Genomic DNA, 17,019 nt, shown 5'->3' on the forward strand with positions numbered 1-17,019 from the left:
CAGTCTACATGGTTGGAGCATATTCGATGGCGATGGCGATGGCCCTGGCCGCCTTGCTGCCCTGCCCGTGCGTGCTGTGCGGCATGCACGGCCGGGAGGCTTTGTGCCCGCCATGCCGCGCGCAATTCTTCGGCGCGCCCGCTGCGGCGCGCTGTCCCGTCTGTGCGGACCCGCTGCCGGCGGGCTGCGCCGTGCTCAAGTGCGGTGCCTGCGTGGTGCGCCACCCCGCCTTCGACGCGACCGTGGTCGCGGCCCCCTATGCGATGCCGTGGGACCGGCTGGTACTGGAACTGAAGTTCGGCGGCCAGCTGGCGCATGCGCGGCTGTTCGCGGAGCTGCTGGCCGACGCGGCACGCGGGGTCCTCGGCCTTACCCTGCCGGCGCTGCTGTGCCCTGTTCCACTGGGACCGGGTCGCCTCGCCGAGCGGGGCTTCAACCAGGCGCTGGAAATTGCCCGGCCGCTGGGGCGGCTGCTGGGCATCGCCGTGGCGCCGCGGCTGGCCGAGCGCGTGCAGGAAACATCGGCGCAGAGCAAGCTGCACGGCGGCCGGCGCCGCGCCAACGTCGCCCACGTGTTCGCGGTGCCCGAGCGGGCGCTGGTCGAAGGGCGGCATGTCGGTATCGTCGACGACGTGATGAGCAGCGGCCAGACCCTGGGCGAGCTGGCCGCCGTGCTCAAGCGCCATGGCGCCGCGCGGGTGACGAATTTCGTGTTTGCCCGCACACCGCCGCAACGTGGCGAGCAGTGATTCTTATGATTGAGGAGAAAGAGTTGTTTCACGTAGTACTGGTCAATCCAGAAATTCCGCCGAACACCGGCAACGTCATCCGCCTGTGTGCCAACACGGGTGCGCAACTGCACCTGATCGAGCCACTGGGCTTTCCGCTGGACGACGCGAAGATGCGGCGCGCCGGGCTCGACTATCACGAATACGCGCAAATGAAAGTGCACAAGGACTGGGACGCGTTCCTGACCGCCGCATCGCCCGACCCTGCCCGCATGTTCGCGATGACCACGCACGGCTCCACGCCGTTCGGGCAACTCGCCTTCCGGCCCGGCGACGTGTTCGTCTTCGGTTCCGAAACGCGCGGGCTGGCACCGGAGTTCCGCGAGACCTTCCCCGCCACGCAGCGGATCCGCCTGCCCATGCGCCCGGGAAACCGGAGCCTGAACCTGTCCAACACCGTGGCCGTGGTGGTGTACGAGGCATGGCGGCAGAACGGCTACGACGGCGGCGCATAGCGCATAAGTTCCACATCAGAGCTCGTGTCCACCATGGGGTCAACCCCAAAATCGGACACGGCCTCAGCCTGCAAAAGTTGCGTCCGGCGAACTGATCCATCGCAGCAGCCGGCAGCAACGGTGGTGTTAGCGTGCTGGAATGAGCCGACCCCACCGAATCCAGTACCCTGGCGCCCTCTACCATGTCACGGCACGTGGCAATCGCAGGGCATCTATCTTTCTCGACGATCGAGATCACTTCATCTGGCGCGACCTGCTGAGCACCGTGGCCGAACGATTCGGATTCATCGTCCATTCGTATTGCATGATGCCGAACCACTATCACATGCTCGTCGAAACACCCGATGCCAACCTGTCTGCGGGCGCACATTACCTGAACAGTTGTTATGCCCAGCATTTCAACAAGCGGCATCACCTCGTGGGACACGTCCTCCAAGGGCGCTTCCACGCCGTGCTGATCGATCGCGATGCGCATCTGCTTGAGCTCTCGCGCTATATCCCGCTCAATCCCGTGAGGGCCGGCCTTGTTACCGATCCCGCGGGCTGGCAATGGAGCAGCTATGGATCCCTGGCTGGCATCGTGCCGATACCGGCCTGGCTGGAGCACGAATGGATCCTCAGCCAGTTTGCACATAAGCAATCACGGCATGTGGCCTATAGGGCCTTCGTCGAAGCGGGCCGCCACATGAAAGATCCCCTACTCGGCATGGACGAACATACGAGTCAACCAGATTCCCCGCCGCTGTCAATGCTGCAGTACGCAGCCCTGTATCCCGACCGGGGCGTTGCCATGGCGGCTGCCTACCATGCGGGCGGATGTGCGATGAAGGCGATCGCCGCACATTTCGGTGTTTCCGTCAAAACGGTCAGCCGGGCAGCCAAACAGTACCGGGATGCATTTATAGTTGAGCTCGTGTCCGATTCGGGGGTTGACCCCAAGGTGGACACGAACTCGGCAGTAGAGCACGCCAGCTGTGTTGGCATAAATGCATGGAACGTCGTATAAGCAAACCCATCATCTTGTGATGGAGGCGCTATGTTCGACATGGACTTGCCGTGGTGGGAATTCATTGCGCGCGGCGCGGTCATTTACTGCTTCCTGCTGCTGATGGTGCGCATCACGGGCAAGCGCACGATCGGCCAGTTCACGCCGTTCGATCTGCTGGTGGTGATGCTGCTGTCGGAAGCGGTATCGAATTCGCTGTCCGGTGGCGACGATTCGCTACAGGGCGGCATGATCGTGGCCACCACGCTGATCGCGCTGAACGTGCTGTTCGCGGTGGCCACGTCGCGCAGCCGCAAGATCGCCGACCTGGTCGACGGTCGGCCCGTACTGCTGGGCCGCGACGGCAAGATCTTCGATGACGTCGTGAAGAAGTGCCGCGTGGCCGAAGGCGACGTCGAGCAGGCGCTGCGCGAGGCCGACTGCCCGGTTCACAAGATGAAGTGCGCCTTCCTCGAACCGGACGGCAAGATCACGATTCTCCAGAACGAGCAGTGAATTCGCGCACCCTGGCCAGCAGCTTCGTCGTCGAGCGGTCGTGCTCGAAGTCGATCGCCACGGCCTTGCCGCCGTAGGCCAGCACTGCCTGCCCTTCCGGGATCGCCGTCATGTCGTAGTCGCCGCCCTTGGCATAGATTTCCGGGCGCGCCTCCAGGACCACTTCGAGTGCCGTATCCTCGTCGAACGGCACCACCAGGGCCACGGACTCCAGCGCGGCCAGCACCGCCATGCGGTCTTCCAGCGTGTTGAGCGGGCGATCGTCGCCCTTGCCCAGCCGCTTGACAGAAGCATCCGTGTTGGCCGCCACCACCAGCGAGCCGCCCAGTTCGCGCGCCTGCGCCAGGTAGGTCACGTGGCCGCGGTGCAGGATGTCGAACACGCCGTTGGTGACCACCACGGGTTTCGGTAGCGCGGCCACGCGCGCGCGCAACTGGTCACGGGGGCAGATCTTGTCTTCGAACGAGGGCATGGCAAAAACCGGTCAGTGGGGAAGGCGCCATTATAGGGTCGCGCCGCCGCGCCAACCGTGCCGCCACCATTCGGAAAGGGCCATTCCGTTACAATACCCCGTCCGGGAACACCCCTCTGGCGTTGACTCGCATTGACCTTATGACACTCACCGAACTCAAATACATCGTTGCCGTGGCCCGCGCCAAGCACTTCGGCCATGCCGCCGAAGCGTGCTTCGTGGCCCAGCCCACGCTGTCGGTCGCGATCAAGAAGCTCGAGGATGAGCTGGGCGTGATGCTGTTCGAACGGGGCGGCGCCGAGATTTCGGTCACGCCGCTGGGCGCGCAGATCGTGGCCCAGGCCGAACGCGTGCTGGAGCAGACGGCCGCGATCAAGGAACTGGCCAAGCAGAACAAGGACCCGCTGGCCGGCCCGCTGCGGCTCGGGGTGATCTACACGATCGGCCCCTACCTGCTGCCGCCGCTCGTGAAGACGATGATCGAACACACCCCGCAGATGCCGCTGATCCTGCAGGAGAACTTCACGGTCAAGCTGCTCGAACTGCTGCGCCAGGGCGAGCTCGATGCCGCCATCATGGCCCTGCCCCTTCCCGAGCATGGCATGGCGGTGCAGACGCTGTACGACGAACCGTTCGTGGTGGCGATGCCGAAGAGCCACCCATGGGCGGCGCGCCAGCGCATTCCGGCCGAAGACCTGAAAAAGGAAACCATGCTGCTGCTGGGCGCCGGCCACTGCTTCCGCGACCAGGTGCTCGAGGTATGCCCCGAGATGGCGCGCTTTTCCACACCCGGCAACGGCATGCAGCGCACGTTCGAAGGCTCGTCGCTGGAAACGATCCGGCACATGGTCGCATCGGGCATCGGCCTGACGGTGCTGCCGCGCGCGTCGGTGGTGGACATGGAAGCCTCGGACGGCATGCTGCAGTATCGCCATTTCGACGACCCGCAACCGTCGCGCCGGGTCGTGATCCTGTGGCGCAAGAGCTTTACCCGCAAGGCCGCGATCGACGCCGTGTGCGATGCCATCGCGCAGATCCGCCTGCCCGGCGTGATCAATGCGGACAAGGCAGACTTGAACAAGGCCGGCGCGAACAAGGCCGAAGCCGCCTGAGGAACCGACCATGCATGCCTCCGCTCCCGCCCCCAGCAAGCTGCAACTGTATTTCCGCCTCGTTCGCCTGGACAAGCCGATCGGCACCGTGCTGCTGCTGTGGCCCACGCTGTCGGCCCTGTGGCTGGCCTCGAACGGCGTGCCCGACTGGCACCTGCTCGTCATCTTCTGCCTCGGCACATTGCTGATGCGCTCTGCCGGTTGCGCCGTCAACGACTATGCGGACCAGGACTTCGACCGCCACGTCAAGCGCACGGCGGACCGGCCGATCACCAGCGGCCGCGTCAGCGGCAAGGAAGCGCTGGCGATCGCCGCCACGCTGTCGCTGGTGGCGTTCCTGCTGATCCAGCCGCTCAACGCCCTGGTGAAGCAATTGTCCGTCGCCGCGCTCGTCATTGCCGGCACCTACCCTTATTTCAAGCGCTTCTTCGCGATCCCGCAGGCTTACCTGGGCATCGCCTTCGGCTTCGGCATCCCGATGGCGTTCGCCGCCGTGCAGGACACGGTGCCGGCCTGGGCCTGGTTGCTGCTGCTGGGGAACGTGTTCTGGGCTGTGGCCTACGACACGGAGTACGCGATGGTCGACCGCGACGATGACCTGAAGATCGGCATCAAGACATCGGCCATCACGTTCGGGCGCTTCGACGTGGCGATCGTGATGCTGTGCTATGGCGTGCACCTGGCGATCCTGCTGGCCGCTGGCACCTATTTCGGCCTCGGTTCCTGGTACAAGGCGGGCCTTGCCGTGGCGGCCGCCTGTGCCGTCTATCATTATTTCCTGATCCGTGGACGCGAGCGTGCGCCTTGTTTTGCGGCATTCCGCCACAATAACTATCTGGGAGCGGCTGTGTTTGCCGGAATTGCGCTTGACTTCGCGCTGCGCTGACATCTGTGACGCACATGAAGTTGCTTTTTAGCAAGCTCCAGCATTCTGCCGCGAAGACCAGCTTTCCAACAAACCAAACTCGAGGCGACCATGGATCAGACGAATAATCCCACCGCAGGCAATGGCATCGGCAACAACGCGGGCAGCACCGCGGGCACGGGCACGATCGGCAGCGACACGGGCGCGGCGCGCGAGCGCCTGATGACCGACCTGAAAACCGCGATCGGCGATGCCGAACAATGGCTGCGCAGTGCCGCCAGCTCCAGCGCGGAAGGCGCCGAGGAAGCCAAGACGCATTTCAAGGAAACGCTGCGCAATGCGAAGTCCAACCTGCTGACGCTGGAAGACAGCGCACTGGCAAAAGGCAAGCTCGCCGCCCAGTGCGCCGATACGTATGTGCACGACAATCCATGGCGTTCGGTCGTGATCGGCGCCGTTGTCGGCCTGCTGGCCGGCGTGATCATCTCGCGCGACTGATTCACCAGCCCGCAGCAAAACGGCCCGCAACGCGGGCCGTTTTTCATGGCACTGTCGGCATAGAAAACTCGCGCTCAGTCCCGGCCCATCTGCTCGCCCAGCTCCCTGCCCCGGGCCGCGGCGGCCTTCACGGCGGTGACGATCGCCGCCTTCACGCCGCTCTCTTCCATGCTGGTCAAGGCCGCGTACGTGGTGCCGCCCTTCGACGTGACCCGCTCGCGCAGCAACGTCACCGGCTCGGCCGATTGCGCGGCCAGTTGCGCGGCGCCGGTGAAGGTGGCCTTTGCCAGTTCCAGCCCCTGCTCCGCCGTCAGCCCCAGCTCGACGGCGGCCTGCTGCATCGCCTCGATGAAGTAGAACACATAGGCCGGGCCGCTGCCGGACACGCCGGTCACCGCGTCGATCTTCGACTCGTCGTCCAGCCACACGGTCGCGCCGACGGCCTTCAGGACCTGGTCGGCCGCCTGGCGCTGCGCGGCGGTCACGCCTTGCGACGCCACGAGGCCGGAGATACCCATGCCGATCAGCGCCGGCGTGTTCGGCATGCAGCGCACGATCGCGGCATGGCCGCCGAGCCAGCGTGCCAGGTCGGCGCTGCGGATGCCGGCCGCGATCGACAGCACCAGCGGCGCATGGCTTCCCTGCTGGCTGGCGCGCGCCAGCAGCGGCACGAGCGGCGCCACGGCTTCGCGCATGCTCTGCGGTTTCACCGCCAGCACGATCACCTCGGCCGCGGTGACGGCTTCGTCGATCGACGCAGCCGTCGTCACGCCATGCCCCGCGTGCAGCGCTTCGAGCGCGGCCGGGTTCGGGTCGACGACATGGATGTTGGCGCCCGGCGTCACCTTGCCGGCCAGCCCGGCGACCAGCGCGGCGGCCATGTTGCCGCCGCCAATGAATGCAATCTTCATGGATATCCCTTTTGGTTTTACTTGTTGTAGTCTCGCGCGCCGAAGATGGCGCTGCCCACGCGCACGATCGTGGCGCCTTCGAGGACCGCCGCGCGCATGTCGGCCGACATGCCCATCGACAGCGTATCGAAGTCCGGCCCAAATTTTTCGCGCAGGCGTTCAAACAGCACGCGCAGCGCCGCGAACGGCGCACGCTGCGCAGCGAAATCATCGGCGGGCTCCGGGATCGCCATCAGGCCGCGCAGCCGCAGGTTCGGCAGCCGCGCCACCGCCTCCGCCAGCGCTTCCACCTCGGCGGGCGCGATGCCGCTCTTGCTGGCCTCGCCGCTGATGTTGACCTGCAAGCACACGTTCAGCGGCCCCAGCGCGGCGGGGCGCTGCTCGGACAGCCGCGCGGCGATCTTTTCGCGCTCGACCGTATGCACCCAGTCGAAATGCTCGGCGATGGGCCGCGTCTTGTTGCTCTGGATCGGGCCGATGAAATGCCAGGTCAGGCGCGTGCCCGGCAATGAATCCGGCAGCGCTTCCGCCACGGCGCGCACCTTGTCCACGCCTTCCTGCACGTAGTTTTCGCCGAAGGCGCGCTGCCCGGCAAGGGCGGCGGCAAGCACGGCATCGGGCCCGAAGGTCTTCGATACGGCCAGCAGATGCACCCCCTCAGGCGGGCGCCGCGCCTCGCCGCACGCGGCCACAATGGCATTTTCGACAGCTTGCAAACGCTCTGGGATTCCGGACATAATCAGACGCGCCAGCCCACAGCTGGCATTTTTTCAAGGCACAGGGATTATAAATGGACATCTCCGATCTGCTCGCGTTCTCCGTGAAAAACAAGGCATCCGACCTGCACCTGTCGGCCGGCCTGCCGCCGATGATCCGCGTGCACGGCGATGTGCGCCGCTTGAACGTGGATCCGCTGGAGCACAAGGAAGTGCATCGCATGATCTATGACATCATGAACGATGCCCAGCGCAAGGCTTACGAGGAAATGCTCGAAGTCGATTTCAGCTTCGCCATTCCCGGCCTGGCCCGCTTCCGCGTCAATGCCTACAACCAGGATCGCGGCGCCTCGGCCGTGCTGCGCACGATCCCGTCGAAGATCCTCACGCTGGAAGACCTGAACGCGCCGCGCATCTTCGGCGAGTTCGCCTTGAGGCCGCGTGGCCTGGTGCTGGTCACCGGCCCCACCGGCTCGGGCAAGTCGACCACGCTGGCCGCGATGGTGAACCACCTGAACGAGCACGAATACGGCCACATCCTCACGATCGAGGACCCGATCGAATTTGTGCACGAATCGAAGAAGTGCCTGATCAACCAGCGCGAAGTGGGCCCGCACACGCTGTCGTTCAGCAACGCGCTGCGCTCGGCGCTGCGCGAAGATCCGGACGCGATCCTCGTGGGCGAGCTGCGCGACCTGGAAACGATCCGGCTGGCGCTGTCTGCCGCCGAGACGGGCCACCTCGTGTTCGGCACGCTGCACACGTCGTCCGCCGCGAAGACGATCGACCGCATCGTCGACGTGTTCCCCGCCGAGGAAAAGGAAATGGTGCGCGCCATGCTGTCCGAATCGCTGCAGGCCGTGATCTCGCAGACGCTGCTGAAGACCAAGGATGGCTCGGGTCGCGTGGCCGCGCACGAGATCATGGTGGGCACGCCGGCGATCCGCAACCTGATCCGCGAAGCGAAGATCGCGCAGATGTACTCGGCGATCCAGACCGGCAGCAACGTCGGCATGCAGACGCTGGACCAGAACCTGACCGACCTGGTGCGCCGCAACGTGATCTCGTCCGCCACCGCGCGCTCGGCCGCGAAGATCCCCGAAAACTTCCCGGGCTAAAGGACCACCATGGAACGCGACCAGGCCAGTAAATTCATGTTCGACCTGCTGCGCCTGATGGTCAGCAAGAAGGGGTCGGACCTGTTCGTCACGTCCGGCTTCCCGCCGGCGATGAAAATCGACGGCAAGCTCACGCCGGTATCGAGCCAGCCCTTGACGGCCGCGCACACGGCCGACCTGGCCCGTTCGATCATGAACGACAAGCAGGCGGCCACGTTCGAGCAGACAAAGGAAGCGAACTTTGCGATCAGCCCCGGCGACCTGGGAAGATTCCGCGTCTCGGCCTTCGTGCAGATGGGTGCCGCGGGCATGGTGCTGCGGGTCATCAACAGCAAGATCCCCGACCTGGACGAGCTGGCCCTGCCCCCGGTATTGAAGGACGTCGTGATGTCCAAGCGCGGCCTCGTGGTCATGGTGGGTGCCACCGGCTCGGGCAAGTCGACGACGCTGGCGGCCATGGTCGGCTACCGCAATGAACACAGCTATGGCCACATCATCACCATCGAGGACCCGGTGGAATTCGTGCACCCGCACCGCAACTGCATCGTCACGCAGCGCGAAGTGGGCGTCGATACCGAGGACTGGGAAATCGCGCTGAAGAACACGCTGCGCCAGGCGCCGGACGTGATCCAGATCGGCGAGATCCGCGACCGCGAAACGATGGACCACGCAATCGCGTTCGCCGAAACGGGCCACCTGTGCCTGGCCACGCTGCACGCCAACAGTGCCAACCAGGCGCTGGACCGCATCATCAACTTCTTTCCGGAAGAGCGCCGCCAGCAACTGCTGATGGACCTGTCGCTGAACCTGAAAGGCATGATCTCGCAGCGGCTGATCCCGTTGAAGGAAAGCCGCGGCCGCGCGGTGGCGATCGAGATCCTGCTGAACTCCCCGCTGATCTCCGACCTGATCTTCCAGGGCAAGGTGCACGAGATCAAGGAATTGATGAAGAAGTCGCGCGAGCTGGGCATGCAGACGTTCGACCAGTCGCTGTTCGACCTCTACGAGGCAGGCACGATCAGCTACGAGGATGCGCTGCGCAATGCCGATTCCGTCAACGACCTGCGCCTGGCCATCAAGCTCGAAGGAAAAGGCGCACAGCATCGCGACCTGTCGGCCGGCACCGAACACCTGGGTCTGATATAAACAGCGGATATGAACCGGGTAATGAAACCCGGATGATCCGACCCGAGGAGAACACATGAGTACCGTCTTCGATTTTTCCGCCGTGGGCCTGGCCGGCCAGCCCGTCAACCTGGCGCAGTATCACGACAAGGTGCTGCTGATCGTGAACACGGCCAGCGCCTGCGGCTTCACGCCGCAATATGCCGGCCTGGAAAAGCTGCATGAACGCTTCCACGAGCGGGGCTTCGAGGTGCTGGGCTTCCCGTGCAACCAGTTCGGCGCGCAAGAATCCGGCACGCACGAGGAAATCGGCGCCTTCTGTGAAAAAAACTATGGCGTGACGTTCCCGCTGTTCGCCAAGGTCGACGTGAATGGCGCGGATGCGCATCCGCTGTTCCAGCATTTGAAGAAGACGGCGCCGGGCCTGCTGGGCACCGAAGGCATCAAATGGAACTTCACCAAGTTCCTGGTGCGCAGGGATGGCACCGTGGCGAAGCGCTATGCGCCGGCGACCAAGCCGGACGATATCGCCGATGATATCGAGGCATTGCTGGGCGCTTGAGGGCGTGTGCACCTCCTTCCATTCTCGAATCGCAATGTCTCGAACGAACAATTTGCTGTTCAGACGCGCCAACAGCGCCGACATCCCCGCCATGTCGATGATTCGGCTGTCTGTCACCGAAAACCGTTTGTCGGACCCGGCGCGCGTTACCGCTGACATGTACGAACGTTACCTGGAACTGTCGGGACGCGGCTGGGTTGCGGAGAGTGACAACGAGATCGTTGCGTTCTGTTATGCGGACAAAGTCAATGCGTCCATCTGGGCCTTGTTTGTCAGTCCCGGGCATGAGGGGCGTGGTCTCGGCCAGGCACTGCTCAAGCTCGCAACCGATTGGCTGTTCGCCATTGGACACGACAGTATCCGCCTCACCACCGGCGTGAATACCAGGGCTGACCGCTTCTATTCGGCACAGGGCTGGAGCCGTGCGCCGGTCAGCGCTACCGACATCGGGTATTCCCTGAGCAGGTCACGAACAGTCGAGTAAGCTGCGCAGGGTTTTGTTCGCACTGGCGGCAATTGCGACAGGCCGGCGATCGAGCATCGGCTACAGGCTTGCAGGCTGAAGGCGCTCACGTCAAAAACGCGGCAGCTCCGGATGCGCCAGCACGCCTCCGGTCACGCGCATGCGCCCGAACTCGGCGCAGCGGTGCAGCGTGGGAATCGCCTTGTTCGGGTTCAGCAGCGACGTCGGATCGAAGGCCCGCTTGACGCCGAAGAAGGCATTCAATTCGGCCGGCGTGAATTGCACGCACATGGAATCGATCTTCTCGATGCCCACCCCGTGTTCGCCGGTGATCGTGCCGCCAACGGCCACGCACAGCGCCAGGATCTCGGCGCCGAAGCTTTCCGCGCGCGCCAGTTCGTCGGGCACGTTCGCATCGAACAGGATCAGCGGGTGCAGGTTGCCGTCGCCGGCGTGGAACACGTTGGCGCAGCGCAGGCCGTACTTCACTTCCATCTGCGCGATGCCGGCGAGGACGTGCGCCAGGTGCTTGCGGGGGATTGTGCCATCCATGCAGTAGTAGTCGGGCGAGATGCGGCCGGCGGCCGGGAACGCGTTCTTGCGACCGGACCAGAACCTCAGGCGCTCGGCCTCGGTGGAGGACACCGCGATCGCCGTCGCTCCGGCGTCGTGCAGCACTGCCGCCATGCGAGCGATCTCGTCTTCCACTTCCTCCGGCGTGCCGTCCGCCTCGCACAGCAGGATCGCCGCCGCTTCCAGGTCGTAGCCCGCGTGGACGAAGGGCTCGACCATGCGCGACGATGTCTGGTCCATCATCTCCAGGCCGGCGGGGATGATGCCGGCCGCGATCACGCGCGCCACCGCGTTGGCGCCCGTGACGATGTCGCCGAACGATGCCATGATCACGCGCTGCACCGCCGGCTTCGGCACGAGCTTGACGGTGACTTCCGTGACGATGCCCAGCATGCCTTCGGAACCGATGAACACGGACAGCAGGTCGAGGCCCGGCGCATCGGGCGCTTCGCTGCCCAGTTCGATGATGGCGCCGTCGATCGTGGCCACGCGCACGCGCAGCACGTTGTGCACGGTGAGGCCGTACTTCAGGCAATGCACGCCGCCGGAATTCTCGGCTACGTTGCCGCCGATCGTGCAGGCGATCTGCGACGAGGGATCGGGAGCGTAATACAGGCCATGCGGCGCGGCTGCTTCCGAAATGGCGAGGTTGCGCACGCCGGGCTGCACGATGGCCGTGCGCGCCCCCGCATCGAGCCGCACGATGCGGTTCAGCTTCGCGGTGGACAGCACCACGCCATCGGCGATCGGCATCGCTCCGCCCGACAGCCCCGTGCCCGCGCCGCGCGGCACGATCGGCACGCTCATCTCCCGGCAGACCGCCAGCACGGCCACTACCTGCGCCTCGTTTCCCGGCAGCGCCACGATCATCGGCGGCTGGCGGAACGCGGACAGGCCGTCGCATTCATATGGGCGGGTATCCTCGAGCCGATGCAGCACGCAGCCTGACGGCAACACTGCGCCCAGCGCGCGTGCCACGTCGCGCTGGCGGCTTTCACTGAACGGCGCTGCACTGGCGGGTGGCGTGGTCATGGGCCGATTGTAGGCCAAACGGCTGGCGGACCGCGCTCGGAGGAAAAGTTTCAACATAACCGGTGTCTGTCACTGGTTTTCCAGGAATGTTCCGGGAAAACCGGTGTCTGTCACCGGTTTCGCTTTCGCTGGGATGTGGCGTATGCTCGCACTTTCACTACATGGAGGCGAGCATGGGCAACCGGCTATCGAAGATCGCGACCCGCACGGGTGACAATGGCACCACCGGCCTGGGGGATGGCAGCCGCACCCGCAAGGACAGCGTGCGTGTGCACGCCATGGGCGACGTCGACGAGCTCAATTCGAACCTGGGCCTGCTGCTGTGCGAGCCGCTGCCGGACGAACTGCGCGAGGAACTGGTGGCGATCCAGCACGACCTGTTCGACCTGGGCGGTGAACTGTGCATTCCCGGCTACCAGCTGATCAAGGAAGAACACGTGGAGCGGCTCGATGGGCTGCTGGAGAAATACAACGCCACCTTGCCGACGCTGACGGAATTCATCCTGCCGGCGGGTTCGCGCGCCGCATCGCTGGCGCACGTGTGCCGCACGGTGTGCCGGCGCGCCGAGCGCAGCATCGTCACGCTGGGCAGCGAGGAAACGATCCACGACCACCCGCGCCAGTACGTGAACCGCTTATCCGACCTGCTGTTCGTGCTCGCCCGCGTGCTGAACCGCTTTGCCGGCGGCAGCGACGTGCTGTGGCACCACGAGCGAAAACGCAGCTGACAGCCCTGCCCGTGTCCACCACGGGGTCAACCCCATTTTAGGACACGGGCTGAACAGTCCCATTCATTCGCAGCCATATTACGGCCGAGGTCGTGTCCGATTTCGGGGTTGACCCCAAGGTGGACACGAACTCTGCTTTGGATAGATCAGTCCTTGCCGTTCGGGTGCAGCGCCAGGTAAGGCTCGGCACCGGCGCCGGCGCTCAGCAGCCATGCGGTCAGCAGCAGGAACACCAGCAGCATCGCGAACAGCGTGCCCACACGGCGGCTGTCGGCCGGCGTTTCGAAGATGGGGCGCTTGCCGTAGCCGATGCCGAGGAAGTAGGCGGCGAACACGGTGGCCGTGTAATGCATGGCGCCGAACATTTCGCCCAGTTCGCCCTTGCGCGGATGGTCGATCACGAGGTGGGAAATCGCCACCAGCACGATGTAGATCACCGAGGCGGACAGCGGCGGCAGGTACAGGCCGAAACGCTCGACGAAGTCGCGGATCGCCGGGCGCTTGCGGGCCAGCAGCGGCAGCACGATATTGTGCGTGAGGCCGGCGATGGCGATGACCTTCAGCAGGATCGTCTTGTGGATGCTGCCCTTCTTGCCGATCGCCAGGTTGTGCAGGTTCGTTTCGCCCTGGCGGTTATTCTGGGCAAAGTACTCGGGCGTGGTGACGTTCAGGATGCGCTGGAACCAGCTGATTTCCTCCAGCGCGGCCAGCGCCACGATGCCGGACAGGCCCACCAGCGCCAGCAGCGGCAGGTCGATGCGCCGCTCGCGCTGCCAGTGTTCGACCGCGGCGAAGGCCAGCAGGCCGGACGTCACGGCGAAGCACAGGAACTGCATCCATTCGACGATGCCGTCTTCCACCAGCAGGCGCTGCAGCTTTGCGGGGTCGCCGGACCACGCGATGGCGAGGCCCATCACGAAAACGTTGACGAGGACCGCCACGGCGATCGCCGGATGGACATACCACTTGTTCTGAACCACGTATTACTCCCTTAGCGTTTAAAGTTGTTCGATGCCGGCCACGCCTACCGGCGCCGGCTCGGCCACCGGCACCTGCACTGGCGCCGCCTGCGGCTGGGCGGCCGGTACGCGTGCCCCTGCGGCGTGGCGCACACCAGCGGCGATGGCGGAGCCCAGCGCCCACATCCACAGCAGCGGATCGAGCAGCGCGTCCCACAGGTTCCCCGTCGGCAGCCGCAACAGTGCATACAGCAACAGGCCGGTGAGCAGCGCCACCGCCGGCTGCAGGGCATGACCGCGCCAGACCGCGAATGCGCAAGCCACGATCGCCAGGAAGCCCAGCACGGGCGCGCCGATGGTGCCGAATCCGCCATGGTACAGGCCAAGGGACAGCACGCCAAAGGTGTCCAGGTACAGTGCCGTTCCGGCCAGCGCCAGCGGTAACGCCATCGCCAGCGGCAGCAGCATGGTGGGCGCCGTGCCCTGCCGGCGGCGCTCCAGCGCCATCATGCCGAGCCCGACCATCAAACCGCTCGGATACTGGAATGCCAGCGTGAGCCACCAGGCCGGCGACCACGCGGCGGGCAGCGCGCACAGCACCACGAAGCCGGCCGCCGTCGCACGCCAATGGCGGCGCGCCAGGCCGGGCATCCAGGCCGACAGCACGGCCACCAGCAACAGCGCCCAGGCCACTTTTCCATAAACGATCTGCAGCGCGAGATCGGGCAAGGTCATAACGGGTCCTTTTTGGGCGTGGAGATGCGCAGCAGGTGATGGGCGATCGCCTGCCGCTGGTGCGTGTAGGTGATGTGGAGCTTGTCGCCCACCTGCTGCATCGTGGGATACGAGAATTCGTCGCCCGGCTTGCCGCTGACGATGTCCGCCAGCGGGCGCCATGTGCGCGCATCGGTCGACAGCGCCAGCGACAGCACGTTGCGGTCCGAACCGCCCTCCGCCACGTGGTTGTACAACATCAGGAAGTTGCCGTTCGAGAGGCGCAGCGCAGCCAGCGACGTGCTCTGGTTCGACAGCGGCGACGGCGCCAGGTCTTCCCAGCTGTTGCCGCCATCCCGGCTCAGCGCCTGCTGCACGCGCCGGCCTTCGCCCGCGTCGCGCATCCAGGCCCGCACTTCGGTGGCCGTCACCGGCACGATCGCCGGCTGCAGCGACGACGTGCCGCTGCCGATGCGGGCAATGCGGCGCGGCTCGCCGTTCGCATCGAACGACATCAGCATCGGGTATTTGTTGCCGATCTCGAAATACACCGGCAGCCACCAGCCGCCATCGGCCAGCGGTACCGCCGACGTGCGCACCAGCGTGCTCGTATTGAACAGCGGCGACAGCGGCAGCACGCGGCGCACGGTGAAGGTAGCGCCATCATCGTGCGATAGGAGCTGGACGATGCGCGAAGCAGCCCAGCCGCCGAGCCCCGTGGCCACCACATACAGGTGCACGGTGCCGTCCGGCGCGGTCCAGGCCACCGGGTTACCGATACGGCGCACGCCGAAGCCCAGTGCCTCGCCGAGCGATTCGCGGCTGGCCACCACCCAGTTGTCGCTCCACGTGCCATTCGACCAGCGCGACGCATAGACTTTCACATCCGGCCCGCTTTCGCGGCTGCCGGCCCACCAGAACGAAATGAGATTACCGCCGGGCAGCGCCGCCAGGGCGCTGGCATGCGCGGACGGCACCCCGACCGGCATGGGGATGATCGAACGACTGACTTCACTGAGGACAAGGGGTGCCGGCGTGGCGACACTGGCGATGGCGGGCCGCTCGGCCTCCTTCGCGTCGCCGGACCAGCGCAACGCTTCCGCAGCCGCGGCACCGACCACCGCAATGATACAAGCCAGCGCGACCAGCTTGCCGGTGCGCCGGACAGGTGGGCGTCCTGCTCCCATTCCTTCTCCGAGAAAGATGGACATGAGAACGGTTGACGTGTTTCCCTGCCCAGCATGAATACCAGCTTGCGGGCCTTCATCCGTCGCAAGCTTGAACTTGATTTACGTCACACGTTTTGCGTGGACGAAAGCCGGTATCCTACAGGAAAACGTCAAGGAAGGGGTAAGCCAGCCGCCGGCGGGCTGCGCAAATTCATGCAGGAAGTGTTTCCTTTATTCGCGGGAAATATTGCCGGAAGTTTCACCGATGTCAGGCGTCACCCGCCCCAAAACCGGGCAGTGCCGGCAGCTGTGCCTCCATGAATGCCATGAATGCACGTGCCCGGGCGCTCCGGTGGCGGCCCGCCAGCAGGTGCACTGCCTGCGGCACGCCCTGCCAGGCGGGCAACACCCTGCGCAGCGTGCCGGCGGCCAGCAGGTCGCCCACCAGCCATTCCGGGCAGAGGCCGATGCCCGCTCCCAGCGCGAGGCTGTCCCGGATCGCCAGCGCATTGTTGACGCGGTAGCGGCTCTTCGCTGTCTCCGTGATGGTGCTGGTGCCATCGTTCAGCGTGATGGCATCGCCGGCCGGCAGCCAGGCAAAGCGTACGTAGTCGTGCTGCGCGAGCTGCCGCGGCATGTCGAGGGGAGGATGCCGCGCCAGGTAAGCCGGCGCCGCCACCAGCTGCCGCGCCGATACCGCGACCTTGCGTGCCACGGCATCCTGCGGCAGGTCGCCGCCCAGCCGCACGGCCACGTCGACGCCCTCTTCCACCAGGTCGACCATCCGGTCGTTCAGGATCAGTTCGAACTCGATCCCCGGGTGCAACGCAAGAAAATCCAGCACGAGCGCATTGAGTCGGAACTGGCCCAGCGCGACCGGTGCGCTGACGCGCAGCAGCCCGCGCAGCGCCGCGCCGCCGCCACGCGCTTCGGTGATGGCGGCATCGAATTCGGCCAGCAGGCTGCGCGCCCGCTCATGGAAGCGCCGTCCTTCGACCGTGGGCGCCAGGTGCGTGGTCGAGCGTTCCAGCAGGCGGGCACCGACCTCGCGTTCCAGCGCGGCGATGACCTTGCTGACGGTCGGTTGCGTGGTGCCTTCCGCGCGGGCGGCAGCGGACAGGCTGCCCAGCTCGACGGCGCGAACAAAGTATTGCAGCGAACGGATCGTATCCATGGCACCTCATTCCAGTATGGAATGAACTATAGTCGATTCTGCTGGCTACCACGCGCTCGTGGAATGATCGAACATGGCTTTTCC

The 17,019-nt window shown here is 65.3% G+C and carries 20 protein-coding genes; 12 read left to right on the plus strand and 8 right to left on the minus strand.

The features are described from left to right. Positions 1-8: 8 nt before the first annotated feature. The 4 genes from EWM63_RS08420 (at position 9) to EWM63_RS08435 (ending at position 2,744) form a co-directional block, all read left to right on the plus strand. Entirely contained in the window at positions 9-749 is a 741-nt protein-coding gene (locus EWM63_RS08420; protein WP_229487809.1) for a ComF family protein, read from the plus strand. Between the two features lie 23 nt (positions 750-772). Then, positions 773-1,243, plus strand: coding sequence for a tRNA (uridine(34)/cytosine(34)/5-carboxymethylaminomethyluridine(34)-2'-O)-methyltransferase TrmL (gene trmL / locus EWM63_RS08425; RefSeq protein WP_130186125.1), 471 nt, complete (start codon positions 773-775; stop codon positions 1,241-1,243). A gap of 139 nt (positions 1,244-1,382) precedes the next feature. Then, complete coding sequence (locus EWM63_RS08430; RefSeq protein ID WP_130186126.1) at positions 1,383-2,249, plus strand: REP-associated tyrosine transposase; 867 nt, start codon at positions 1,383-1,385, stop codon at positions 2,247-2,249. A gap of 30 nt (positions 2,250-2,279) precedes the next feature. After that, on the plus strand, positions 2,280-2,744 hold the full coding sequence (locus EWM63_RS08435) for a DUF421 domain-containing protein (protein WP_130186127.1): 465 nt from the start codon (positions 2,280-2,282) through the stop codon (positions 2,742-2,744). On the opposite strand, the gene EWM63_RS08440 is transcribed toward EWM63_RS08435, so the two are convergent. Next, a complete protein-coding gene (locus EWM63_RS08440) occupies positions 2,719-3,216 on the minus strand; it encodes an adenylyltransferase/cytidyltransferase family protein (protein WP_130186128.1) in 498 nt (165 codons plus the stop codon). The two genes, EWM63_RS08435 and EWM63_RS08440, sit on opposite strands and share 26 nt — an antisense overlap. Before the next feature lie 140 nt (positions 3,217-3,356). On the opposite strand from EWM63_RS08440, the gene EWM63_RS08445 reads away from it, so the two are divergent. The 3 genes from EWM63_RS08445 (at position 3,357) to EWM63_RS08455 (ending at position 5,691) form a co-directional block, all read left to right on the plus strand. After that, positions 3,357-4,328 (plus strand): hydrogen peroxide-inducible genes activator, encoded by a 972-nt coding sequence (locus EWM63_RS08445; protein WP_130186129.1) that lies wholly within the window; start codon positions 3,357-3,359, stop codon positions 4,326-4,328. 10 nt (positions 4,329-4,338) lie between these two features. Next, a complete protein-coding gene (gene ubiA, locus EWM63_RS08450) occupies positions 4,339-5,214 on the plus strand; it encodes a 4-hydroxybenzoate octaprenyltransferase (RefSeq protein WP_130186130.1) in 876 nt (291 codons plus the stop codon). A gap of 90 nt (positions 5,215-5,304) precedes the next feature. Then, complete coding sequence (locus EWM63_RS08455; RefSeq protein WP_130186131.1) at positions 5,305-5,691, plus strand: ElaB/YgaM/YqjD family protein; 387 nt, start codon at positions 5,305-5,307, stop codon at positions 5,689-5,691. A gap of 74 nt (positions 5,692-5,765) precedes the next feature. Here EWM63_RS08455 and proC read toward each other — a convergent pair whose 3' ends face one another. Next, the gene (gene proC / locus EWM63_RS08460; RefSeq protein WP_130186132.1) at positions 5,766-6,602 is read right to left on the minus strand and encodes a pyrroline-5-carboxylate reductase; all 837 of its coding nucleotides are present in this window, start codon (positions 6,600-6,602) and stop codon (positions 5,766-5,768) included. Between the two features lie 17 nt (positions 6,603-6,619). Then, positions 6,620-7,339: a YggS family pyridoxal phosphate-dependent enzyme gene (locus tag EWM63_RS08465; protein ID WP_130186133.1), complete on the minus strand. Its 720-nt coding sequence runs from the start codon at positions 7,337-7,339 to the stop codon at positions 6,620-6,622. Positions 7,340-7,392: 53 nt separating this feature from the next. Here EWM63_RS08465 and EWM63_RS08470 point away from each other — a divergent pair, with 53 nt between their 5' ends. The 4 genes from EWM63_RS08470 to EWM63_RS08485 are packed head-to-tail and all read left to right on the plus strand — an operon-like array spanning position 7,393 to position 10,607. Next, positions 7,393-8,436, plus strand: a complete 1,044-nt coding sequence (locus EWM63_RS08470) for a type IV pilus twitching motility protein PilT (protein WP_130186134.1) — start codon at positions 7,393-7,395, stop codon at positions 8,434-8,436. A gap of 9 nt (positions 8,437-8,445) precedes the next feature. Then, positions 8,446-9,582, plus strand: coding sequence for a PilT/PilU family type 4a pilus ATPase (locus EWM63_RS08475; protein ID WP_130186135.1), 1,137 nt, complete (start codon positions 8,446-8,448; stop codon positions 9,580-9,582). A 55-nt stretch (positions 9,583-9,637) separates the two neighbouring features. Continuing rightward, on the plus strand, positions 9,638-10,123 hold the full coding sequence (locus EWM63_RS08480) for a glutathione peroxidase (RefSeq protein WP_130186136.1): 486 nt from the start codon (positions 9,638-9,640) through the stop codon (positions 10,121-10,123). A gap of 34 nt (positions 10,124-10,157) precedes the next feature. After that, on the plus strand, positions 10,158-10,607 hold the full coding sequence (locus EWM63_RS08485; protein ID WP_229487810.1) for a GNAT family N-acetyltransferase: 450 nt from the start codon (positions 10,158-10,160) through the stop codon (positions 10,605-10,607). 90 nt (positions 10,608-10,697) lie between these two features. Here EWM63_RS08485 and EWM63_RS08490 read toward each other — a convergent pair whose 3' ends face one another. Then, positions 10,698-12,191 carry an FAD-linked oxidase C-terminal domain-containing protein gene (locus tag EWM63_RS08490; RefSeq protein ID WP_130186137.1) on the minus strand — a complete coding sequence of 498 codons (1,494 nt, stop codon included), beginning with the start codon at positions 12,189-12,191 and terminating at the stop codon, positions 10,698-10,700. A gap of 173 nt (positions 12,192-12,364) precedes the next feature. On the opposite strand from EWM63_RS08490, the gene EWM63_RS08495 reads away from it, so the two are divergent. After that, positions 12,365-12,919 carry a cob(I)yrinic acid a,c-diamide adenosyltransferase gene (locus tag EWM63_RS08495; protein ID WP_130186138.1) on the plus strand — a complete coding sequence of 185 codons (555 nt, stop codon included), beginning with the start codon at positions 12,365-12,367 and terminating at the stop codon, positions 12,917-12,919. 146 nt (positions 12,920-13,065) lie between these two features. Here the strand turns inward: EWM63_RS08495 and EWM63_RS08500 are convergent, their stop codons facing one another. From EWM63_RS08500 to EWM63_RS08515, 4 genes are all read right to left on the minus strand, one after another. Beyond that, on the minus strand, positions 13,066-13,899 hold the full coding sequence (locus tag EWM63_RS08500) for a hypothetical protein (protein ID WP_130186139.1): 834 nt from the start codon (positions 13,897-13,899) through the stop codon (positions 13,066-13,068). A gap of 18 nt (positions 13,900-13,917) precedes the next feature. Then, entirely contained in the window at positions 13,918-14,613 is a 696-nt protein-coding gene (locus tag EWM63_RS08505; RefSeq protein WP_130186140.1) for a hypothetical protein, read from the minus strand. Continuing rightward, positions 14,610-15,779, minus strand: a complete 1,170-nt coding sequence (locus tag EWM63_RS08510) for an exo-alpha-sialidase (RefSeq protein WP_130186141.1) — start codon at positions 15,777-15,779, stop codon at positions 14,610-14,612. Before EWM63_RS08510 ends, EWM63_RS08505 begins: the two co-directional genes overlap by 4 nt. Positions 15,780-16,029: 250 nt before the next feature. After that, on the minus strand, positions 16,030-16,935 hold the full coding sequence (locus tag EWM63_RS08515; protein ID WP_130186142.1) for a LysR family transcriptional regulator: 906 nt from the start codon (positions 16,933-16,935) through the stop codon (positions 16,030-16,032). Between the last annotated feature and the right edge of the window lie 84 nt (positions 16,936-17,019).

Source organism: Pseudoduganella lutea, assembly GCF_004209755.1.
Taxonomy (GTDB): Bacteria; Pseudomonadota; Gammaproteobacteria; order Burkholderiales; family Burkholderiaceae_D; genus Rugamonas; species Rugamonas lutea.

Coding starts and splice junctions, on each gene's coding strand:
- EWM63_RS08515 (WP_130186142.1), bottom strand. CDS start 16,935: ATGGATACGATCCGTTCGCTGCAATACTTTGTTCGCGCCGTCGAGCTG.
- EWM63_RS08495 (WP_130186138.1), top strand. CDS start 12,365: ATGGGCAACCGGCTATCGAAGATCGCGACCCGCACGGGTGACAATGGC.
- EWM63_RS08510 (WP_130186141.1), bottom strand. CDS start 15,779: ATGGGAGCAGGACGCCCACCTGTCCGGCGCACCGGCAAGCTGGTCGCG.
- EWM63_RS08485 (WP_229487810.1), top strand. CDS start 10,158: ATGTCTCGAACGAACAATTTGCTGTTCAGACGCGCCAACAGCGCCGAC.
- proC (WP_130186132.1), bottom strand. CDS start 6,602: ATGAAGATTGCATTCATTGGCGGCGGCAACATGGCCGCCGCGCTGGTC.
- EWM63_RS08420 (WP_229487809.1), top strand. CDS start 9: ATGGTTGGAGCATATTCGATGGCGATGGCGATGGCCCTGGCCGCCTTG.
- EWM63_RS08490 (WP_130186137.1), bottom strand. CDS start 12,191: ATGACCACGCCACCCGCCAGTGCAGCGCCGTTCAGTGAAAGCCGCCAG.
- EWM63_RS08455 (WP_130186131.1), top strand. CDS start 5,305: ATGGATCAGACGAATAATCCCACCGCAGGCAATGGCATCGGCAACAAC.
- EWM63_RS08465 (WP_130186133.1), bottom strand. CDS start 7,339: ATGTCCGGAATCCCAGAGCGTTTGCAAGCTGTCGAAAATGCCATTGTG.
- EWM63_RS08445 (WP_130186129.1), top strand. CDS start 3,357: ATGACACTCACCGAACTCAAATACATCGTTGCCGTGGCCCGCGCCAAG.
- EWM63_RS08505 (WP_130186140.1), bottom strand. CDS start 14,613: ATGACCTTGCCCGATCTCGCGCTGCAGATCGTTTATGGAAAAGTGGCC.
- EWM63_RS08440 (WP_130186128.1), bottom strand. CDS start 3,216: ATGCCCTCGTTCGAAGACAAGATCTGCCCCCGTGACCAGTTGCGCGCG.
- EWM63_RS08475 (WP_130186135.1), top strand. CDS start 8,446: ATGGAACGCGACCAGGCCAGTAAATTCATGTTCGACCTGCTGCGCCTG.
- EWM63_RS08430 (WP_130186126.1), top strand. CDS start 1,383: ATGAGCCGACCCCACCGAATCCAGTACCCTGGCGCCCTCTACCATGTC.
- EWM63_RS08435 (WP_130186127.1), top strand. CDS start 2,280: ATGTTCGACATGGACTTGCCGTGGTGGGAATTCATTGCGCGCGGCGCG.
- ubiA (WP_130186130.1), top strand. CDS start 4,339: ATGCATGCCTCCGCTCCCGCCCCCAGCAAGCTGCAACTGTATTTCCGC.
- EWM63_RS08480 (WP_130186136.1), top strand. CDS start 9,638: ATGAGTACCGTCTTCGATTTTTCCGCCGTGGGCCTGGCCGGCCAGCCC.
- EWM63_RS08470 (WP_130186134.1), top strand. CDS start 7,393: ATGGACATCTCCGATCTGCTCGCGTTCTCCGTGAAAAACAAGGCATCC.